The following is an 18,092-nucleotide window of genomic DNA, read 5'->3' on the forward strand; positions in this document are numbered from 1 at the left end:
CGTTACAGGCCGACGGCCGCCAGGCCTCCCTCGAGGAGGTCCGCGAACTGCGCTTCCGTGATGACGGGGACGCCCAGGGCCTCGGCCTTCGCGGCCTTGGAACCCGCGCCCGGGCCGGCGACCACGAGCGAGGTCTTCTTGGAGACCGAGCCCGCTGCTTTGCCGCCGCGCGAGGTGATCGCTTCCTTGGCGCCCTCGCGGTCGTATCCGGGCATCGCGCCCGAAACCACGATGGTGAGGCCCGCGAGCACGTCCGAGGCCGGCTCGGGTGCTTCGTCGGCCATGCGCACGCCCGCGCGCGCCCACGCCTCGAGCACCTCCAGGTGCCAATCGACGGTAAACCAGTCGCGCAGGGAGCGGCCGATCTCCTCGCCCACGCCCTCAACGGCGGAGAGTTCCTCGACCGAGGCGGCGCGCAGGGCGTCCATCGATAGGAACTTCTCTGCGAGCGCACGGGCCGCCGTAGGGCCAACGTGGCGGATGGACAGGGCGACGAGGACGCGAGCGAGGGGCTGACTCTTGGCCTTCTCCAGCTCGGCGAGCATCTTTTCAGTGCCCTTGGAGGCGCTGGGCTCGATAGGCTCGAAAACGGTCTGGCCACGCAGCTTGCGGGGCTTGTACGCCTTGGTCCAGAAGTAGCGGACCTGCTTCCAGTCCCCGGTTTCCTCGCCCTTCTTCTTGACGGGCTTCCACACCATGACGTCGCGCAGGTCCTCGGCACGCAGGTCGAAGAGCGCGGCCTCGGTGCGCAGGGCGGGGGCCTGCGGGGCGGGCAGGAGTTCCTCGGCGCGGGTGATCTGCTCACCGTGGGGCAGCTCGCGGCCACCCTCGAGCGTGAGGACAGTGCCGTCCTCCAGCGTGACGCTGTGGCCGGCGACCAGGGCGGCTGCCACCTCGTCGCGGTCGTTTTCGGGCTGAGTCATGGCCAGTGCGGACTCGTCGCCGAGGCCCTCCACGTCCAGGGCGGATCGGGCGCCGACGTGGGCGAGGCGCTCGGTGATCTGTGCGGGGCATGCGCCCTTGTTGGGGCAGCGCAGGTCGACGTCGCCTTCCTTCTCTTGCACGAGGGGGGTCCCGCAGGAGGGGCACTCGGCAGGCATGACGAAGGGGCGCTCGGAGCCGTTGCGCGCATCCTCGACGGGGGCGACGATCTCGGGGATCACGTCGCCGGCCTTGCGCAGAACGACGAGGTCGCCGATGAGGACTCCCTTTCGCGCGACCTCCTGGGCGTTGTGCAGGGTTGCGCGCGCGACGTTCGAGCCGGCAACCAGCACGGATTCCATGACACCGTAGGGGGTGACGCGCCCGGTGCGGCCCACCTGGACGCGGATGTCGAGCAGGCGCGTGTGCACCTCCTCGGGCGGGAACTTGTAGGCAGCCGCCCAGCGCGGGGTGCGCGAGGTCGAGCCGAGGGAACGCTGGAGGGCCAGGTCGTTAACCTTGACGACGACGCCGTCGATCTCGTGCACGAGGCCGTGGCGGTCCGCGCCAATCTCCGCGATGCGGTCCTCAATGGCGTTGCGGCCCGTCAGCAGGCGCGTGTAGGGCGAGACGGGCAGGCCCCATTCGCGCAGCTGCTCGTACCAGCCCATCTGGGTAGTCGGCTCGCTGAACTCATCCCCGGCCTCGACGAAGCCGATGCCGTGGGCGACCATCGCGAGGGGGCGCTTGGCGGTCTCGGCGGGGTCCTTCTGGCGCAGGGAACCGGCGGCCGCGTTGCGCGCGTTGACGAAGGTCTTTTCTCCGGCCTCGACGCGGGCTTCGTTGAAAGCGGCGAAGTCGGCGACCGGGAAGTAGACCTCGCCACGCACCTCGATGCGCGTGGGCACGGTGCCGGTGAGGGTCTGCGGGATCGACGCGATCGTGCGCGCGTTGGCGGTGACGTCCTCGCCGACGTAGCCGTCGCCTCGGGTCGCGGCGCGCACGAGGCGGCCGTTCTCGTAGAGGAGGTTGATCGAGAGGCCATCGACCTTGACCTCGGTTGTCATCTCCAGGTCGTCGATGCCCGTGGCTTCGGCCATTCGGGCCTCCCACCCGGCGAGCTCTTCCAGGGAGAATACGTCGTCGAGCGACATCATCTGGGCGAGGTGGCGGACTTCGGCGAAGCCGGAGTCGACGCTGCCGCCCACGCTCATCGTGGGCGAGTCAGCTCCGCGCAGCTGCGGGTAGCGCTCCTCGATCTCCTCAACCTCGCGATACATGCGGTCGTAGTCTGCGTCCGCAAGAGTCGGCGAATCACGGTCGTAGTAGGCGGCGCGGGCCTCGTTGATGCGCTCAACGAGGTCGTTGTAACGGTCGCGTGTCGTCTCGAACGTGGAGTCAGCCATGGGATCCATTCTTGCATTCCGGGAGGCTGGCGGGCCGGTGGGTGGGCGTTCGGAAGGCGGAGGTGGTCATAGCCACATGGGCGGGCGACGGTGTTTATCCACAGGGCTTCGGGGGCGTGAACGGTTATCCACAGGGCTTGTCCTGGCGTTTGAATGCGCCCACAAGGGGCGGGATCGTTGGGTTATGAAAGATTCTGGTTGTCTCGCCCGCACTGCCCTGCGCACCGACCTGCACCTCGCGTGCGTTCAGGGACCCGACGTTGGTGTCGTAGTGGCCCCCGGCACGGTCGGTCGCGCGGGCGATATGCCCCTGTCATGCGCGAGCGTGGCGCGCACACACGCGGTTTTCACCACGCGTGAGGGTCGCGCGTTCCTTGATGCCCGACCGGATTCCCCTCCGTTTCGTCTGCGCACCCGCGCGCGCTGGTGGCGCAGTGCCCGCACCGCGCGGGAGATGACCGCCGGGGCCCGCCTGCGCCTCGGCGACGACGTCTTCGAGGTCCGCGCGCGCCCGATGCGCTTGGCCTGGCCGGGCGTCGAGCGACGAGGCCGGGGCTCGCTCACGGGATCGTCCCTGCTCAGGGGCGCACCCCTGGTTTCCGTCGTCGTCATGCTCGGTTTCATGGGCTGGCGCCTGCGAGCAGCCGCGAGCGCTCCACGGTTATGGATCGGTATCGCTTCGCTGGTGGCGGCCGTCGCCTGCGTCACCGCGATCATTCTCTGCTGGCGTGCGCGTCGGCGGCGTAGGGGTTGGGATGGTGCCACGCTCTCACTGGTGCTCGCTGGACTACCTGACTGCGGCCCCTCGCCCCGGAGCGTGCGGGCGAGCGTGTGGCCGGGACGGGCCACGAGCCCCCGTCAACGCGTGCTCCTCTCGACGTCGTCGGATGAGCCGGGGCGCTCCGCGCTCGGTATCGCGGGACTCCACGCCACCCAGTGTGCCCTGTGGTGCGCGGGGCAGATAGCCGCGCAGGTGGGAGGCGCGAGGGTGTGGTGGAACAGCGCCTCCCCCGTCCTGCTGGGGCACGCGGGCGTGGACATCCACGTGAGTGCTGGCGAGTCGTGCCCGCACTGCGCGCGAGGCGCGGAGGATGACAGACCGACCGTGCACATCGGGTACGCATCCTCCGTCGCACGCCTGCCGTCCTGGTGCGCGCAGGTGTGCATCACCGACGATCTGCCGGTCGCACCTCAGTGGTGGTGGACGGTCACCCGAGCGGATGCGCGCGACGCTCTCCCCTCGCGCGTGGGATGGGATCCAGACCATGCCCGCGGATCCTCCGGTGTCCTGAGCGTGCGGATCGGGATGTCGCAGTCCGGCCCCGTCGAGCTGGACCTGGTCTCGGATGGCCCGCACGCTCTCGTCGCTGGTTGCACGGGTTCCGGGAAATCGGAGGCGCTGATCGGCTGGCTTGCCTCCATCGCGCACTGCTACAGCCCCGACAAGGTGCGCTTCGTCCTCATCGACTACAAGGGTGGCTCGACATTCGCCCGCCTGCAGGCACTGCCCCACACGCACGCGCTCCTCACCGATTTGGATCCCGGTGCGACGACACGGGCTCTCGAGGGGATCGCTGCCGAGCTACAGCGCCGCGAGGAGCAATTGCGTGCACGCGGGTTCCCCGACCTGGCCACGTGGGAGCGCGCCCACGAGGGCGACCCCTCCTCGGTCCCCAAGGCCCCTGCCAGGCTCATCGTCGCCATCGACGAGTTCCGTTTCCTCGCCCAGGCCCACCCCTCGTCGATGGAGGTCCTGCTGCGGCTCGCCGCGCAGGGGCGCAGCCTGGGTCTCCACCTCATCGCCGCAACCCAGCGACCGTCGGGGGCCGTGAGTGCGCAGATGCGCGCCAACATGGACATCCGCCTGTCCCTGCGCTGCGTGAGCGCCGCCGATTCGACCGACATCCTCGGGGACGCACGGGCCGCCTCGCTGCCCCGGGTTCCCGGGCGCGCTATCCTCGACGGCGTCGGCGTCATCCAGCTGGCCTACATGGATAACGTCGCCGAGGTCGTCTCGCGCTGCGCGCTGTCGTGGCCACAGGGGGGTACGGCTCCTTTGTGGGCACCCGAGCTGCCCGAAACCCTCACGTGGGGCGAGGTTGATGCTGCGAACGGATCCGCAACCGCGCTGACACACCAGCACCCAGGCCCCACCCCGGCGAATGCGGGGGTTCTCACCCTCGGCCTCGTCGAGGGGATCGAGGAGCATTCCCCCTTCGTGTGGGACGGCGGAAGCATCCAGATTCAGGCCAGCGCGCACGAGGCCAGCCTCGCCTCGCGGTGGGCCCTCGCCCTCGCGACGCGCATCGCGAGTCGGTGCGACTATCCCCTCCACGTGATCGGAGACGAGGGCGCTGCGGGCTGCGCGTCATTCCTGGCCTGCGACGACGTCTCCACCATCGACCTGCTGGAGGGCATCTGCGAGCACGGCCCAGCGATCCTGGCTATCACCGACGCGGCCGCACTGCGCGCCTCCCTCACCCAGGCACTGTCAGCCCCGCAGGCGGATTCCCTCTGGGCCGCACTGCTGGGTGGGGCACGGCGAGCCGGCGTCATTATCGTCGCAGCCTACCCGGGGCGCTTCACCGCATCGAGTGCCACGATGGGCGCGTTTTCGACACGCCTCGTGCGCGCACGGGACGCGGACGAAGCACTCCATGCGGGCATCTCCCCCACCGACCTCCGCACACTCGGCCCTGGGCAGGCGCTGCTCGCACGGCCCGGAGAACGCACCCTCCTCGCATGCATACCCAGGACCGCGTGTGACCTGGAAGCTCATCCGGAACATGAGAGAAGCAGCTGGCGCATCCCCAGCCCGGCCACTGTCTCGGCGCTGGTCAGAAATACGGATGCACCGGTCCTGATCGGCCCCACGTACGAGGTGCCGACATGGGATCACCCGCTGCCCTGGATCATCATCGGCAGACAGGAGGACGCGTCCATCCTCACAGCACTCCACGCGCATCTCGGATGGGCAGAAACGCCAACAATTTCTGACGTAATTCCTCAAGGAGCATGGACTCGTATCGCCAGATGGGATGGGCACAGAGTTCTCGCGATGAATCCCACGAACAATGTCATTCGCGCGTTAATTCAACACTGCCACGCATCCCCGCTCTCCGTCCTCGCGCGACGCTGGACCCCTTCATGCGGACTGATCTGCGAGGGTGATACGCTGACAACAGTCCAACTAACCGTTGGGTCAGTTAATACCTAAGTCCCATCTTATTCGGGCTCCGTGAGCAGCCGCATAGTGACGTTGTCATTTCGCTGTTGCCTCCCCCTTGCGCGACTAAGATGACGAACGGACACTGACTAGAGAACAAGCAAAACATCCCGAGCGCATGGCAGTCGAGGAGCGAAAGACACATCATGGATTGGCGGAGTAAGGCGGCATGCCTGACAGTTGACCCGGAACTTTTCTTCCCCATCGGGAACACGGGTCCAGCCATCGCACAGGTCGCCGAGGCCAAGGCCGTATGCCGTGAGTGCAAGGTCGCGGGCATCTGCCTGCAGTGGGCCATCGACAACAACCAGGATGCCGGCGTCTGGGGCGGTATGAGCGAGGAAGAGCGCCGCGCGCTCAAGCGCCGCGCCGCACGCGCACGCCGCGCGGGCTGCTAACAGACCACCGCCGCCCCGCGGCGCACCAACGATCAAGGCCGGAGATCCACCATGGATCCCCGGCCTCGTTCATAGGTGAAACGTTGAGCCAGCCCGCGCGGACCCCGTCAGGCGGGGTCCAGGTTCGCGTGGAGCGTCACGAGCGTGCCGCCGCCCTCACGCGGGGCCCACTCGATGGAGCCCTTGAGCTCGCCACGCACCATCTGATGGACGATCTGCGTGCCCAGGCCACTCATCGGCGTACCCGGCACGAAGCCCACGCCATTGTCTGCGACGGTCACCGTCATGGACGAGCCCAGGCGTTCGGCGCGCACCTCGATAAGGCCATCACGGTCCGCGAGGCCGTGCTCGACAGAGTTGGCGACCAGCTCGTTGAGGACGGTCGCCAGAGCCTGGGCCTGGTCGGCCTGAATGGTACCGAAGCTACCGGTCGTGATGACCTCAACGGCGTGGTCCGTCGAGGCGATCGCACCGGCCATGCGCACGATCGTGCGCGCGACCTCGTCGAAGTCCACCGACTCATCCACGTTCTGCGACAGGGCGGCGTGCACGGTCGCGATCGCCTGCACGCGGCGCTCGGCCTCGGCAAGCGCCACCTTGACAGCCTCCTCAGATGAGCGGCGCGACTGCAGGCGCAGCAGGGCGGACACGGTCTGCAGGTTGTTCTTCACGCGGTGGTGGATCTCGCGGATCGTCGCGTCCTTCGTCATCAGTTCCTGCTCGTGTCGGTGCACCTCGGACACGTCGCGCGTGAGGATGACGGCACCCAGGCGCTTGCGCCCGTTGACGAGGGGCAGGGCGCGCATGCTGACGGTGGAGGCGCGCGCGGCGATCTCGACGCGCCAGGAGGCTCGGCCCATGACAACGACCGCCATGGATTCTTCGATGAGGGTCCCCTCGCCGATGACCTCGGTGATCTCCTGGGCGAGGACCTTGCCGGTCACGTGCGTGCGGATGCCGAGGCGGCGCAGACAGGACACAGCGTTAGGTGTCGCGTGCTGGACGCGCCCCTCCGCATCGAGCAGGAGGGCTCCGTCGAGGACGCGCGGGACACCGTGGGAGGTGACCTGCGGGGTCGAGTCGTAGGGGTATTCGCCGCGCGCCATCATCTGGCACAGGGTGTCGGCAGCCGCCACCGTCCATCCTTCAAAACCGAGGGAAAGGCGCGGGCTCGACAGGTTCGCCTCGCGGGTGACGACGGCGATGATGCGCCCGTCGTGGCACACGGGCACGCATGTTTCCATCATCGAGTAGGTGCCCGCCCAGCGCGCGGCCGTCGAGCGCACGACCTCCCCAGACTGCAGGGCGCGACGCAGATCGATTTCGCGGGCGGCGGGCAGGTGCAGGCCGATGATGTCGTCCACGTGGACGGTCGCGGAGGTCGCGGGGCGGCAGTGGGCGGCGGCAATGAAGCGACCGTCGTCGGCTGGCAGCCACAAAACCAGGTCGGCGGCCGCCAGGTCAGCGAGCACCTGCCAGTCCGCGAGGAGGAGGTGCAGCCAATCGATGTCCTGCTCCGACAACGGCGTCGAAGAGGCTTCTTCAGCTAACTGCATGAGACTACGCATGCATCTACTCTAAAGGGAGTGGGGCCGCGAGGGCGGACCTTCGTTGTAAATGAGCGCCGGGACACGCTTCGGCGCTGCTTCTTTCGTCAGGAGAGCCATGCAGTTCACGCAGTCTATTTCGTATCCCGGGACGGTCGACGAGGTTGTCGCCATGTACCTGACCCCCGACTACCTGGAGCGACGCTTCGGTCGGTTTGTCGTGGAAGGCTCGACGACCGTGTCCGTGGACGGTGAGCGCGTGTCGTACGCGGGTACCGTGCGCCCCGAGCTGATTCCGGCGGCGGCAGCGCGATTTGTCAAGTCTGATCTGCGCATCACTTTCACCGAGGAGTGGACACTCAACGAGGCCGGGGCCACCTCCCGCACGTCCGTGGCCGTGGACGGCGCGCCCGTGTCCGTCGAGGCCACGTCCACGCTGACCCCAACCGATGCGGGCTGCACCCGCGAGGTGAGCGGCAACCTGTCGGTGCGCGTGCCCCTGCTGGGCGGACGCATCGAGAAGGAGGCGGTGGCCCGCGTGGGTCGCCTGACCGACAACGAGCAGGCGAGCGCCGCGCAGTGGTTGGAGGAGCATCGCTAAAGCTTTTTCTACGCTCTGCGAGGAACCCGGCCCACCCGGCGCATGTTGCCGGGCGGGCGGGGTCTTTTCGCGACACAATAGACCCCATGAGTGATACCCCGAAGTCTCTGTACATGCAGCGCACGGGCGTGCGTCAGTACGTCGCCCGCAACCAGGACGGCGCCGAGATCCGCATCGGTCACGGCCCCGGCCTTTTCTCCCCCGGTGATCTGCTCAAGCTCGCGATCGCGGGCTGCAACGCGATGAGCTCGGATGCCCGCATGGCGGCTCGCCTGGGCGACGATTTCGAGCAGTTCGTCGGCGTGTCCGGCGACTACGACCAGCAGAATGATCGTTTCACGCACGTGGACGTCGAGCTGGTCCAGGACATGTCTGCCCTGTCCGACGAGGAGATCGAGGATCTCAAGCGTCGCGCCGATGCCGCAATCAAGCGCAACTGCACGATCGAGCACTCGGTCGTCGACCAGGCTCTGCCGGCCTCGCACACATGGACGAACGAGCGGATCAACTGAGGTGAGCGCCGTCGACCGCCAGTACGAGGACCTGCTGGCGCGCATTATGCGTGAGGGCACCCCCAAGGGTGACCGCACCGGCACGGGCACGCGTTCCCTGTTCGGGGCGCAGCTGCGCTACGACCTGTCCAAGGGCTTCCCGCTGATCACGACGAAGCGTGTGCACCTCAAGTCGGTGGTCGGCGAACTCCTGTGGTTCCTCTCCGGTTCCTCGAACGTGTCCTGGCTCCAGGACAACGGGATCCGCATCTGGAACGAGTGGGCGGACAAGGACGGTGAGCTGGGCCCGGTGTACGGCGTCCAGTGGCGTTCGTGGAACGCCGGGGACGGCCGCCACATCGACCAGATCTCCCAGGTCCTCGAGACGCTGAAGACGAACCCGGATTCGCGCCGCATGGTGGTCTCCGCGTGGAACGTCGGCGACCTGCCCGAGATGGCGCTCCAGCCCTGCCACGCGTTCTTCCAGCTGTACGTGGCCGACGGCCGCCTGTCGCTGCAGCTCTACCAGCGCAGCGCGGACATGTTCCTGGGCGTGCCCTTCAACATCGCGTCCTACTCGCTGCTCACCCACATGTTCGCCCAGCAGGCGGGCCTGGAAGTCGGCGACTTCATCTGGACGGGCGGAGACTGCCACATCTACTCCAACCACACGGAGCAGGTGACCGAACAGCTGAGCCGCGAGCCCTACCCGTTCCCGCGCCTGGAGCTCGCGAAGGCTCCCTCGATGTTCGAGTACTCCTTCGACGATATTTCGGTGACGGACTACCAGCATCACCCCACGATCAAGGCTCCGGTCGCGGTATGACGAAGCTGGGAGCGATTTGGGCACAGGATTGCAACGGGATCATCGGGACGGGCACGGCCATGTCCTGGCATGTTCCCGCGGATTTCCGCCACTTTAAGGAGTCCACGATGGGCTGCCCAATCATCATGGGTCGCCGCTCGTGGAAGGCTCTTGGACGCGCCCTGCCGGGCCGCACAAACATCGTCATCACCCGTACGCCCGGGTACGAGGCCGCAGGTGCGCTCGTCGTCTCCTCGATCGACGAGGCCCTGGAGGCCGCGCGCGAGGAAACGGCGCGTACGGACGCCCCGTACATCTGGATCGCGGGTGGGGCTCAGCTCTATGCGCAGACTCTCCCGCTCTTGGACGAGGCCGTGGTCACCGACCTGGATCTGGACGTGGCCGCGAGCGCGCCCGAGGGCTCGACGTTCGTGTACGCGCCGCCGCTGGATCCGGCGCTGTGGCACAGGGACGAGGAACGCAGCGACGCCGATTGGCGTGAACGCTCGGGGGACGCACGCTGGAAGGTGAGCACCTGGGTGCAACGCTAAGCGTTTCTCCGTTTCGTTACCTGTCCGGCAAGGCCCCGCGCATCGCGCGGGGCCTTCGTCGTAGGATGCACTGTGCCCTCATCACCCTTACTGACGAATCCGACGCTGCGCGCGCTCGTGGCGATCGCGCTGTTTACGTACACGGCGCAGAACATGCTCAACGTGTCGATCGCTCCCCTCTCGCGCGCCCTCAACCTGCCCGAGTGGATCGTGGGCGCGGCGGTGTCCCTGGCGGCTGCCGCGGTGACGGCGCTCAGCCAGTTCTGGGGGCGCCGCTCGATCGCGTGGGGGCGCAGGCGCGTCATTCTGTTGGCTCTCTTCTTGGCGCTCACGGCGGGCACGCTCTTTTCGGCGGCCGTGTGGGCGCGGGCGGCCGGCTCCATCGGCGCGCTTGTTGCGGCGGGTGCCATCATGGCGGCGCGCGGCCCCTTCTTCGGCGCGGCGGTCGCGGCGATCCCACCGACGGGCCAGGCCCTCGTCGCCGAGGTGACCCCCGACGAGGCCTCGCGCGTGCGCGGCACGTCCGCGTTCTCCGGCGCGATCAACCTGTCCGTCATGGTTGGCTCCCTCGTCTCGTCGGCGCTGGGTGCCTGGTGGATTTTCGGCCCCGTGCATGCCACCCCAATCTTCGTCCTCGTCGCGCTGGCCATCGCCCTCATCTGGCTACCCCGCGACGGAGCATCCGCGCGCCCGAGGAGGCGCCTGCCCCGCCTGACCGATGAGGATGCGGAATCCGAGGAAGCGGCCCCGGCCTCGTCGAATGAGCCCGCGGAGGAAAACGCGAGCGGTGCGAAGGGCACCGCCGAACTGCCCCCGCGCGTGCGGTGGACCGACCGACGCATCGCCCCGTGGATCGCCTCGGTGTTCGGCATCTATTTCGCGAATGGCGTCGTTCAGATCACGATGGGTTTCCTCGTCCAGGACCGCGGCGGACTCGACCCCGCGCCCGCAGTCTCGGTCACCGCGCTCATGCTGCTGGCCAACGCGGCCGGAGCGATGCTCATGCAGCTGATCGTCGTGCCTCGCCTGGGATGGAGCCCGCGCAGACTGCTGCGGGCGGGTATGACGCTCGCACTCATCGCCCTTTCCTGCCTGACGATCGCGCCGTCGCTGTGGGCGCTGGCCGCCTCGACGTTCGCGATGGGCGTTGCCTCGGGCATGGCCTCTCCCGGCTACTCGGCGGGCGCGTCCCTGGCGGTGAGCGCGCGCGAGCAGGGCGGCATCGCCGGCGTCATCAACGCGACCGGCGCGATCACCTGGATCGTCGCCCCCGTGAGCGCCACCGCCCTGTACGGGTGGATGCCCCTGTCGCCCTTCGCGCTGGCGCTCTCACTCGTCGCGCTGTCGTGCGCGTGCGCCTGGTGGCTGCTGCACCGAACACGCAGCGCGGATCGTACGCTGAGCTAGGAGGCGACTAGGACGAGTGCCCCACGCCTCAGTGCGCGTACGGCGCTATCCTAGAAGGGTACGTAAGCCCTACGCGAAGGAGCCACCTGTGGCACAAGAAACCCGTACCGAAACCGACTCGATGGGAGCCGTTGAGGTCCCCGCGAACCGTTACTGGGGCGCTCAGACCGAGCGTTCGCTGCACAACTTCGACATTGGACGCAACACCTTCGTGTGGGGTCGCCCGATGGTGCGCGCCCTTGGCATCCTGAAGAAGTCCGCGGCCCTGGCCAACGCCGAGCTGGGCGAGCTGCCCGCCGACATCGCCGGCTACATCGCGCAGGCGGGCGACGAGGTCATCTCCGGCAAGCTCGACGACAACTTCCCGCTGGTCGTCTTCCAGACCGGTTCGGGCACGCAGTCGAACATGAACGCCAACGAGGTCATCTCCAACCGCGCCATCGAGCTCGCGGGCGGCACCATGGGCACCAAGTCCCCCGTGCACCCCAACGACCACGTGAACCGCGGCCAGTCCTCCAACGACACGTTCCCCACCGCCATGCACATCGCGGTCGTCTCCGAGCTGCACGACATGTACCCGCGCGTGCGCCAGCTGCGTGACACCCTGGACAAGAAGGCCAAGGAGTTCGACGACGTCATCATGGTGGGCCGCACCCACCTGCAGGACGCCACCCCGATCCGCCTGGGCCAGGTCATCTCCGGCTGGGTTGCTCAGATCGACTTCGCCCTCGACGGCATCGAGTACGCCGACACGCGTGCGCGCGAGCTGGCCATCGGCGGCACCGCCGTGGGCACCGGCCTGAACGCTCACCCGAAGTTCGGTGAGCTCACCGCCAAGAAGATCTCCGAGGAGACGGGCATCGAGTTCAAGCAGGCCGACAACCTGTTCGCCGCCCTGGGCGCGCACGACGCGCTGGTGCTGGTCTCGGGCGCGCTGCGCGTCCTGGCCGACGCCCTCATGAAGATCGCGAATGACGTGCGCTGGTACGCGTCGGGTCCGCGTAACGGCATCGGCGAGCTGATCATCCCCGAGAACGAGCCGGGCTCATCCATCATGCCGGGCAAGGTCAACCCGACCCAGTGCGAGGCCATGACCATGGTCGCCACCCAGGTGTTCGGCAACGACGCGACGGTCGGCTTCGCCGGCTCGCAGGGCAACTTCCAGCTCAACGTCTTCAAGCCCGTCATGGCGTGGAACGTCCTGGAGTCCATCCGCCTGCTGGGCGACGCCTGCGTGTCCTTCGATACGCACTGCGCGTACGGCATCGAGCCCAACTACGAGAAGATCAAGCACAACCTGGACATCAACCTCATGCAGGTGACGGCCCTGAACCGCCACATCGGCTACGACAAGGCGTCCAAGATCGCGAAGAACGCGCATCACAAGGGCCTGTCGCTGCGCGAGTCCGCGCTCGAGCTCGGCTTCCTGACCGCCGAGGAGTTCGACGCGTGGGTCGTTCCCGCCGACATGACGCACCCCAGCGCCGCCGACGAGTGATCCACTCGCCGCGCTGACGCTCTCGCCGCGCTGACGCTTCGGCCCCGGCCTCGTTTATTTTCGAGGTCGGGGCCGTTTGCACATACAGGTATCCGTGCGGCGGGTGCAGGTGCGCTTGATGCATGAGGTCAGTCCCGGCATGATGCCAGGCTTCCTGACGATATTTCCCGCCCTCTCCCCAATTTCGCATGCAATTCCCGCTCAACTGTTTTGACTTTTGAAATCCGATCGTTGGAATCATGCGGTTTTCTCACCATCACGATGATCGAGGCACGGGGAATTGCATGCGAAATTTCCGGGTGACCGCAGTCGTGGCTGGTTCGGCAGTCACCTTCCCTTGACGTTTCGGGCAAACTCGCAGGCAAAGCCGCTAGTCCGCACGGAATCACTCAGCCCTGGGCGCTGGCTTTCTTACGCATCTTGATGATCGTCGAGGCGATGATGGAGAGCAGGAAGATGTTGAAGAGGATCGCGCCGACGCTCGGGGATACGAGCGTGGCGACGAGGCGCCCGACGGGTGCCGTGGCCGCGGCGGAGGCGCCGACGATGAGTCCGACGCGCAGGTCGACCATGCCGTGGCGCAGGTTGGTGACGGTGCCGGCGATGCCGGTGGGGATCATGACGAGGAGGGATGTGCCGCGCGCGATGAGGTCTCCCGCGCCGACGGCCAGTTCCATGCCGGGCACGATGACGGATCCGCCGCCCACGCCCACCAGGCCAGAGAGGATGCCGGCGCACAGGCCCACCAGGATCAGTAGGGCACACGAGGCCGGGGTCAGTGAGAAGGCCCCCTCGCGTGTGGGGACGTGGAGGTATTGGGAGACGATGACGAAGACCGTGAAGCCGATGAGGATCCACGGCAGGGAGGGGGCCGGGAGACGGCGCAGGAGCCACACGCCGATTTGCGAGCCGATGAGCGCGCCGACGACGAGGAGCGCGCCACCCGCCCAGGAGACCTCGCCGTGGAGGGCGTAGGTGCCCGAGCCGACGGCTGCGGTGACGATAATGGCGGCGAGGGACGTGGCCGAGGCGCGGCGCTGGTCCATGCCGAGGACCGCCATGAGGGCCGGCACGATGACGAGGCCGCCGCCCACTCCGAAGAGTCCGGAAAGGAATCCTGCACCGACTCCCGTCGCGATGACGAGGAGGATGCGGCGCAGGGTGAGAAACTGGGAGTCGGTGTGGGCCATGTCTCTATTGTAGTTCGGCGTAGAAGCGTCTTCTTTTCTGCGTCTTCACCCCACGCGAAACCCGTGTGTGCGTCCTGTTCGCGGCGATTTGGGCGGGCGTAGACTTCTGGCATTGACGAAAGGAAATGCGATGTCCAAGGTTCTGGTCGTGTCGGGGCACCCTCGCACCGGCGATGATTCGGTGGCGAATAAGACGATCCTGGAGGAGCTGGCGTCTCTGCTTCCGGGCGTCGAAATTGATCACCTTGACGAGTTGTATCCCGATTACGTGTTTGATGTTGAGGCGGAGCAGAACAAGCTTGCCGCGGCGGACGTGATCGTGTTGCAGTATCCGCTGTGGTGGTATGGCTGGCCGGCGCTGCTGCAGAAGTGGATGGAGGAGGTGTTCGTGCGCGGTTTCAGCCACGGGTCTACGGGCACGGCGCTGCGCGGTAAGAAGCTGGTGGTGTCGGTGACGACGGGCGCGTCGGAGGCTTACTACGCGCCGGATTCCGTGGATTTCAACAACTTGCTGACGCCCGTGAAGGCAACGTGTGCGCTGACGGGCATGGAGTTTGCGGGGAGCCTTCCGCTATTCGGCGTGTCGTATGCGAATCGCACCGATGAGGCGGCGCGCGCCGACATGGTGGAGCGTTCGCGCTTGCACGCACAGCGCCTCGCGGAGTTCGTCTCCTCCCTCTGAGCTTCTGCTCCCCTGCCATCAGGAGGAACATGCTGCCCGGCCCCGACCTCGCTTTCACGAGGCCAGGACCGGTTCGTCACAGCCCTCCGAGTCCGGAGAAGCGTTCGACCCAGGTGCGCAGGGCGTCGAGGACACGCGAGCGGATGGCTTCGCGGCTGCCACCGCCGCCGAAGCGGCGGGCCGGCGGAAGGATCGAGGACAGGCCGGTTCCTTCGTCGGGGACGTAGCCCTCGCGCAGGGAGTCGTACGCGAAGTCCCGTGCGCCCTCGCCGAGGCGTTCGGCCTCGATGATTGCGTCGAGTTCACTGTCGCGCTTGGCGGCGATGAAGGACTCGAACTCTGTGGGGACGTCCCCATTGAGGGAGACCCGGCGGAAGAACTCTTCGATGAGGTCGCGCTTGCCGCGCAGGGCGGGTGACGAAGCAAGGGCGCGCATGATTTCGACGGGAATTTCCCGGTCGTCGCCATCCCCGCGCTCGCCCCGATGGTGTTCGACGAGCATGAGGATGTAGTCGACGTTGATGTCGACCTGCTTGACGAGTTCCATTTCGAAGACGAGGTCGTCGGCGATCGGTTCCTTTTCCACCTTCGAGCGCTCGCGCGCCTCGTGATAAAGGTCCAGGTATACGCTCCTGTAGTCTTCGAGCTCGCGCGGGGCGATCGTATCGTCGCTCTCGAAGTCGTCGAAGGACGTGAGGATGTTGCGCAGGCGCAGGACCTGCCCCATGAGGTCGATGAAGCGCTTCTGTTCCTTTTCAGAGGCGATCGATCCGATGGGCAGCGGGAAGTCGATGCGAAGCTGCTCGATGGTCTCGAGATAGGTGGACAGGTACTCGCCGTATGGGCGCAGGAGGACCTGGCCGCGCGCCTCTTTGTTGCCGAAGAGAGCGATCGCGTCTTCGGTGGCCTGTTCAAGGTTGCGGAAGCAGACGATGTTTCCGTATGTCTTAACCGAGTTGAGGATTCGGTTCGTGCGCGAGAAGGCTTGGATGAGGCCGTGGGCGCGCAGGTTCTTGTCGACCCACAGGGTGTTGAGGGACTTGGAGTCGAAGCCGGTGAGGAACATGTCGACGACGATGACCAGGTCGATGCGTCGTTCAGCGAGAGCTGTTGACAGGCTCGTGTAGTATCCCTCGAATCCCGAGGCGTCAGTGCCGAAGCTGGCCCCGAACTGCTTGTTGTAGTCGGCAATCGCCTCGTCGAGGAAGGCACGGTCGTCCTGGGAGAGGGCCGAGGGGTCCATGGATTCTTCGGAGAGTAGACCGGTGCCCGGCGCCTCGGCATTTGGCGCGTATGAGTAGATGATTCCGACGCTGAGCCTGCGTGCCTCCGGCAGATCAGCCTGTTGGCGCTTGAACTCCTGGTAGTAGGCGCGGGCGGCCTTGATGGAGGAGGTAGCGAACAGGGAGTTGAAACCGTTGACGCGCCGTTCCTTGTACTGGAAGGAGGCGTGCCTCTTCGTCTTTTGGTCGAAGTGTTCGAGGATGTAGGAGACCACGGCCGAGATACGCTGCGGGTTCATGTAGGCGCTGTCGGTATCGATGCCTTCGACGTCGTGGTTGTCGATGCCGTCTCGCACGCGGAACGAGTTGAGGTAGTCGACGCGGAACGGCAGGACGGTCTTGTCTCGGATGGCGTCGACGATAGTGTAGGAGTGCAGCTGGGCGCCGAAGGCCTGCTCGGTGGTGCGTAGGTTTGCTTTGCCGGAGCTGGAGGCGTTTTCCGCGAAGATGGGCGTTCCGGTGAAGCCGAAGAGGTGGTAGTTGCGGAAGGCACGCGTGATGTCGGTGTGCATGTCGCCGAACTGGCTGCGGTGACATTCATCGAAGACGAGGACGACATGCCCGGAGTAGATGGCGTGCCCGCGGTGGCTCTTGACGAAGGTCGCGAGCTTTTGGATGGTGGTGACGATGATCGGTGTGGACGGGTCGTTGATCTGGTTGGCGAGCTGGCGTGTGGACTGGTTGGCGGAGACGGTTCCCTCGGCGAAGGCGTTATATTCGCGGATGGTCTGATGGTCGAGGTCCTTGCGGTCAACCACGAAGAGAACCTTGTCGACTCCCTCCATGCCCGCGGCGAGCTTCGCGGTCTTGAAGGACGTGAGGGTCTTTCCGGAGCCGGTGGTGTGCCAGATGTATCCGCCGGCTGCGACGGTGCCCGTCTGGTTGTTCATGCTGGAGGTCTTGATGCGCTGGAGGATCGCTTCGGTTGCGGCGATCTGGTAGGGGCGCATCACGAGGAGTTCATCGCGGGTGTTGAGCACGCAGTAGCGCGTGAGGATGGAGAGGATCGTGCGCTTGGCCAGGAATGTGGCGGCGAAGTCGGTGAGGTCAGGGATCTGATTGTTGGCGGCATCGGTCCACCACATGGTGAATTCGTAGGATCGCGCGTTGGCGGCGGCAACCTGCCGGCGTGTGCCCTGGTTTTCGGTGATGTGCTGGAGGCGCACGGTGTTGGAGTAGTACTTGGTGTGGGCACCGTTGGAGATGACGAAGATTTGCACGTAGCCGAAGAGTCCGTCGCCGGCGCCCGCGTGGAAGGAGTCGCGCTGGTATCGGTCGATCTGGTTGAAAGCTTCGCGCAGTTCTTTGCCGCGCCGCTTGAGTTCGATGTGGACCAAGGGCAGGCCGTTGACGAGGATGGTGACGTCGTATCGATTAGAGCGTGCGCCGGTGTCGATGGCGTACTGGCGAATCACCTGCACCTTGTTGCGGTGAATGTTGATCTTGTCGATGAGACTGATGTTTTTGGGGGTGCCGTCGTCACGGATAAGGACCTGCACGTGGTCTTCCTGGATGCGGCGGGCTTTAGCGACGACGGGGTTCCCATCAGTAGAGGGGGCGTCAACGATCGAGTGACGGTAAAAGCGCTTCCATTCTTCGTCGCTGAACCGGTAGTCATTGAGGGCCTCGAGCTGGACGCGCAGGTTCGCTTCGAGGCCGTCACGATCGTGGATATCCACGTATTCGTAGGCCTGAGCGCACAGCTGTTTAATGAGGTCGTCCTCGAGAGCGGCTTCGCTCTGGTAGTCCTGCTCCTCGTCACGGGTCGGGTGATAGAGGCCGACGACCGTGAATTCGTCGGAGACGACGACGGGTTCGATGCGGGGGCGAGGTGCGGCGGTGGACACTCGCGTTCCTTTCTCTACGGGTCTCATTCACGAGGCCGGGGCTGGCACGCGGGAGGCTTCCCTCCCGTCTGGTGACGTTGATCCGATGCTAACGTCACCCACCGTCATCTGCGTCCAGGCTCTCCCGGCGGCGTCAGCTGAAAGACAAACCTGAAGCCTGTTCAACCCGACTGATATAGCCATGAACGCCGAGTATAATCGCGTGGCAACTACGCAGAGGAGGACACTAACACGGCACG

General features: G+C 66.3%; 13 protein-coding genes. 9 read left to right on the forward strand and 4 right to left on the reverse strand.

Going from position 1 to position 18,092, the window contains the following annotated elements:
• Positions 1-2: 2 nt before the first annotated feature.
• Positions 3-2,336: an NAD-dependent DNA ligase LigA gene (ligA, locus tag HMPREF1478_RS00045; RefSeq protein WP_016460040.1), complete on the reverse strand. Its 2,334-nt coding sequence runs from the start codon at positions 2,334-2,336 to the stop codon at positions 3-5.
• A gap of 175 nt (positions 2,337-2,511) precedes the next feature.
• On the opposite strand from ligA, the gene HMPREF1478_RS00050 reads away from it, so the two are divergent.
• Together HMPREF1478_RS00050 and HMPREF1478_RS00055 are read left to right on the forward strand one after the other, a co-directional pair.
• Positions 2,512-5,544: an FtsK/SpoIIIE domain-containing protein gene (locus HMPREF1478_RS00050; RefSeq protein ID WP_016460041.1), complete on the forward strand. Its 3,033-nt coding sequence runs from the start codon at positions 2,512-2,514 to the stop codon at positions 5,542-5,544.
• A gap of 155 nt (positions 5,545-5,699) precedes the next feature.
• The gene (locus tag HMPREF1478_RS00055; RefSeq protein WP_016460042.1) at positions 5,700-5,951 is read left to right on the forward strand and encodes a WhiB family transcriptional regulator; all 252 of its coding nucleotides are present in this window, start codon (positions 5,700-5,702) and stop codon (positions 5,949-5,951) included.
• A 107-nt stretch (positions 5,952-6,058) separates the two neighbouring features.
• Here HMPREF1478_RS00055 and HMPREF1478_RS00060 read toward each other — a convergent pair whose 3' ends face one another.
• Entirely contained in the window at positions 6,059-7,519 is a 1,461-nt protein-coding gene (locus HMPREF1478_RS00060) for a sensor histidine kinase (RefSeq protein ID WP_016460043.1), read from the reverse strand.
• Positions 7,520-7,616: 97 nt separating this feature from the next.
• On the opposite strand from HMPREF1478_RS00060, the gene HMPREF1478_RS00065 reads away from it, so the two are divergent.
• From HMPREF1478_RS00065 to fumC, 6 genes are all read left to right on the forward strand, one after another.
• Positions 7,617-8,099 carry a DUF2505 domain-containing protein gene (locus tag HMPREF1478_RS00065; protein ID WP_016460044.1) on the forward strand — a complete coding sequence of 161 codons (483 nt, stop codon included), beginning with the start codon at positions 7,617-7,619 and terminating at the stop codon, positions 8,097-8,099.
• 86 nt (positions 8,100-8,185) lie between these two features.
• Entirely contained in the window at positions 8,186-8,611 is a 426-nt protein-coding gene (locus HMPREF1478_RS00070) for an OsmC family protein (protein WP_003789918.1), read from the forward strand.
• Between the two features lies 1 nt (position 8,612).
• Positions 8,613-9,416, forward strand: a complete 804-nt coding sequence (locus tag HMPREF1478_RS00075) for a thymidylate synthase (protein ID WP_016460045.1) — start codon at positions 8,613-8,615, stop codon at positions 9,414-9,416.
• Positions 9,413-9,946, forward strand: a complete 534-nt coding sequence (locus HMPREF1478_RS00080; protein ID WP_016460046.1) for a dihydrofolate reductase — start codon at positions 9,413-9,415, stop codon at positions 9,944-9,946. Before HMPREF1478_RS00075 ends, HMPREF1478_RS00080 begins: the two co-directional genes overlap by 4 nt.
• A gap of 72 nt (positions 9,947-10,018) precedes the next feature.
• The gene (locus HMPREF1478_RS00085) at positions 10,019-11,353 is read left to right on the forward strand and encodes an MFS transporter (RefSeq protein WP_016460047.1); all 1,335 of its coding nucleotides are present in this window, start codon (positions 10,019-10,021) and stop codon (positions 11,351-11,353) included.
• An 88-nt stretch (positions 11,354-11,441) separates the two neighbouring features.
• Positions 11,442-12,851 (forward strand): class II fumarate hydratase, encoded by a 1,410-nt coding sequence (gene fumC / locus HMPREF1478_RS00090; RefSeq protein WP_016460048.1) that lies wholly within the window; start codon positions 11,442-11,444, stop codon positions 12,849-12,851.
• 389 nt (positions 12,852-13,240) lie between these two features.
• Here the strand turns inward: fumC and HMPREF1478_RS00095 are convergent, their stop codons facing one another.
• Positions 13,241-14,041, reverse strand: coding sequence for a sulfite exporter TauE/SafE family protein (locus HMPREF1478_RS00095; protein ID WP_016460049.1), 801 nt, complete (start codon positions 14,039-14,041; stop codon positions 13,241-13,243).
• A gap of 130 nt (positions 14,042-14,171) precedes the next feature.
• On the opposite strand from HMPREF1478_RS00095, the gene HMPREF1478_RS00100 reads away from it, so the two are divergent.
• Complete coding sequence (locus HMPREF1478_RS00100; protein ID WP_016460050.1) at positions 14,172-14,723, forward strand: NAD(P)H-dependent oxidoreductase; 552 nt, start codon at positions 14,172-14,174, stop codon at positions 14,721-14,723.
• Positions 14,724-14,799: 76 nt separating this feature from the next.
• On the opposite strand, the gene HMPREF1478_RS00105 is transcribed toward HMPREF1478_RS00100, so the two are convergent.
• Positions 14,800-17,853 (reverse strand): type I restriction endonuclease subunit R, encoded by a 3,054-nt coding sequence (locus HMPREF1478_RS00105; protein ID WP_016460051.1) that lies wholly within the window; start codon positions 17,851-17,853, stop codon positions 14,800-14,802.
• Positions 17,854-18,092 lie beyond the last annotated feature (239 nt).

The sequence above is a fragment of the Actinomyces sp. HPA0247 genome (assembly GCA_000411415.1).
In the GTDB taxonomy this organism is placed as follows: domain Bacteria; phylum Actinomycetota; class Actinomycetes; order Actinomycetales; family Actinomycetaceae; genus Pauljensenia.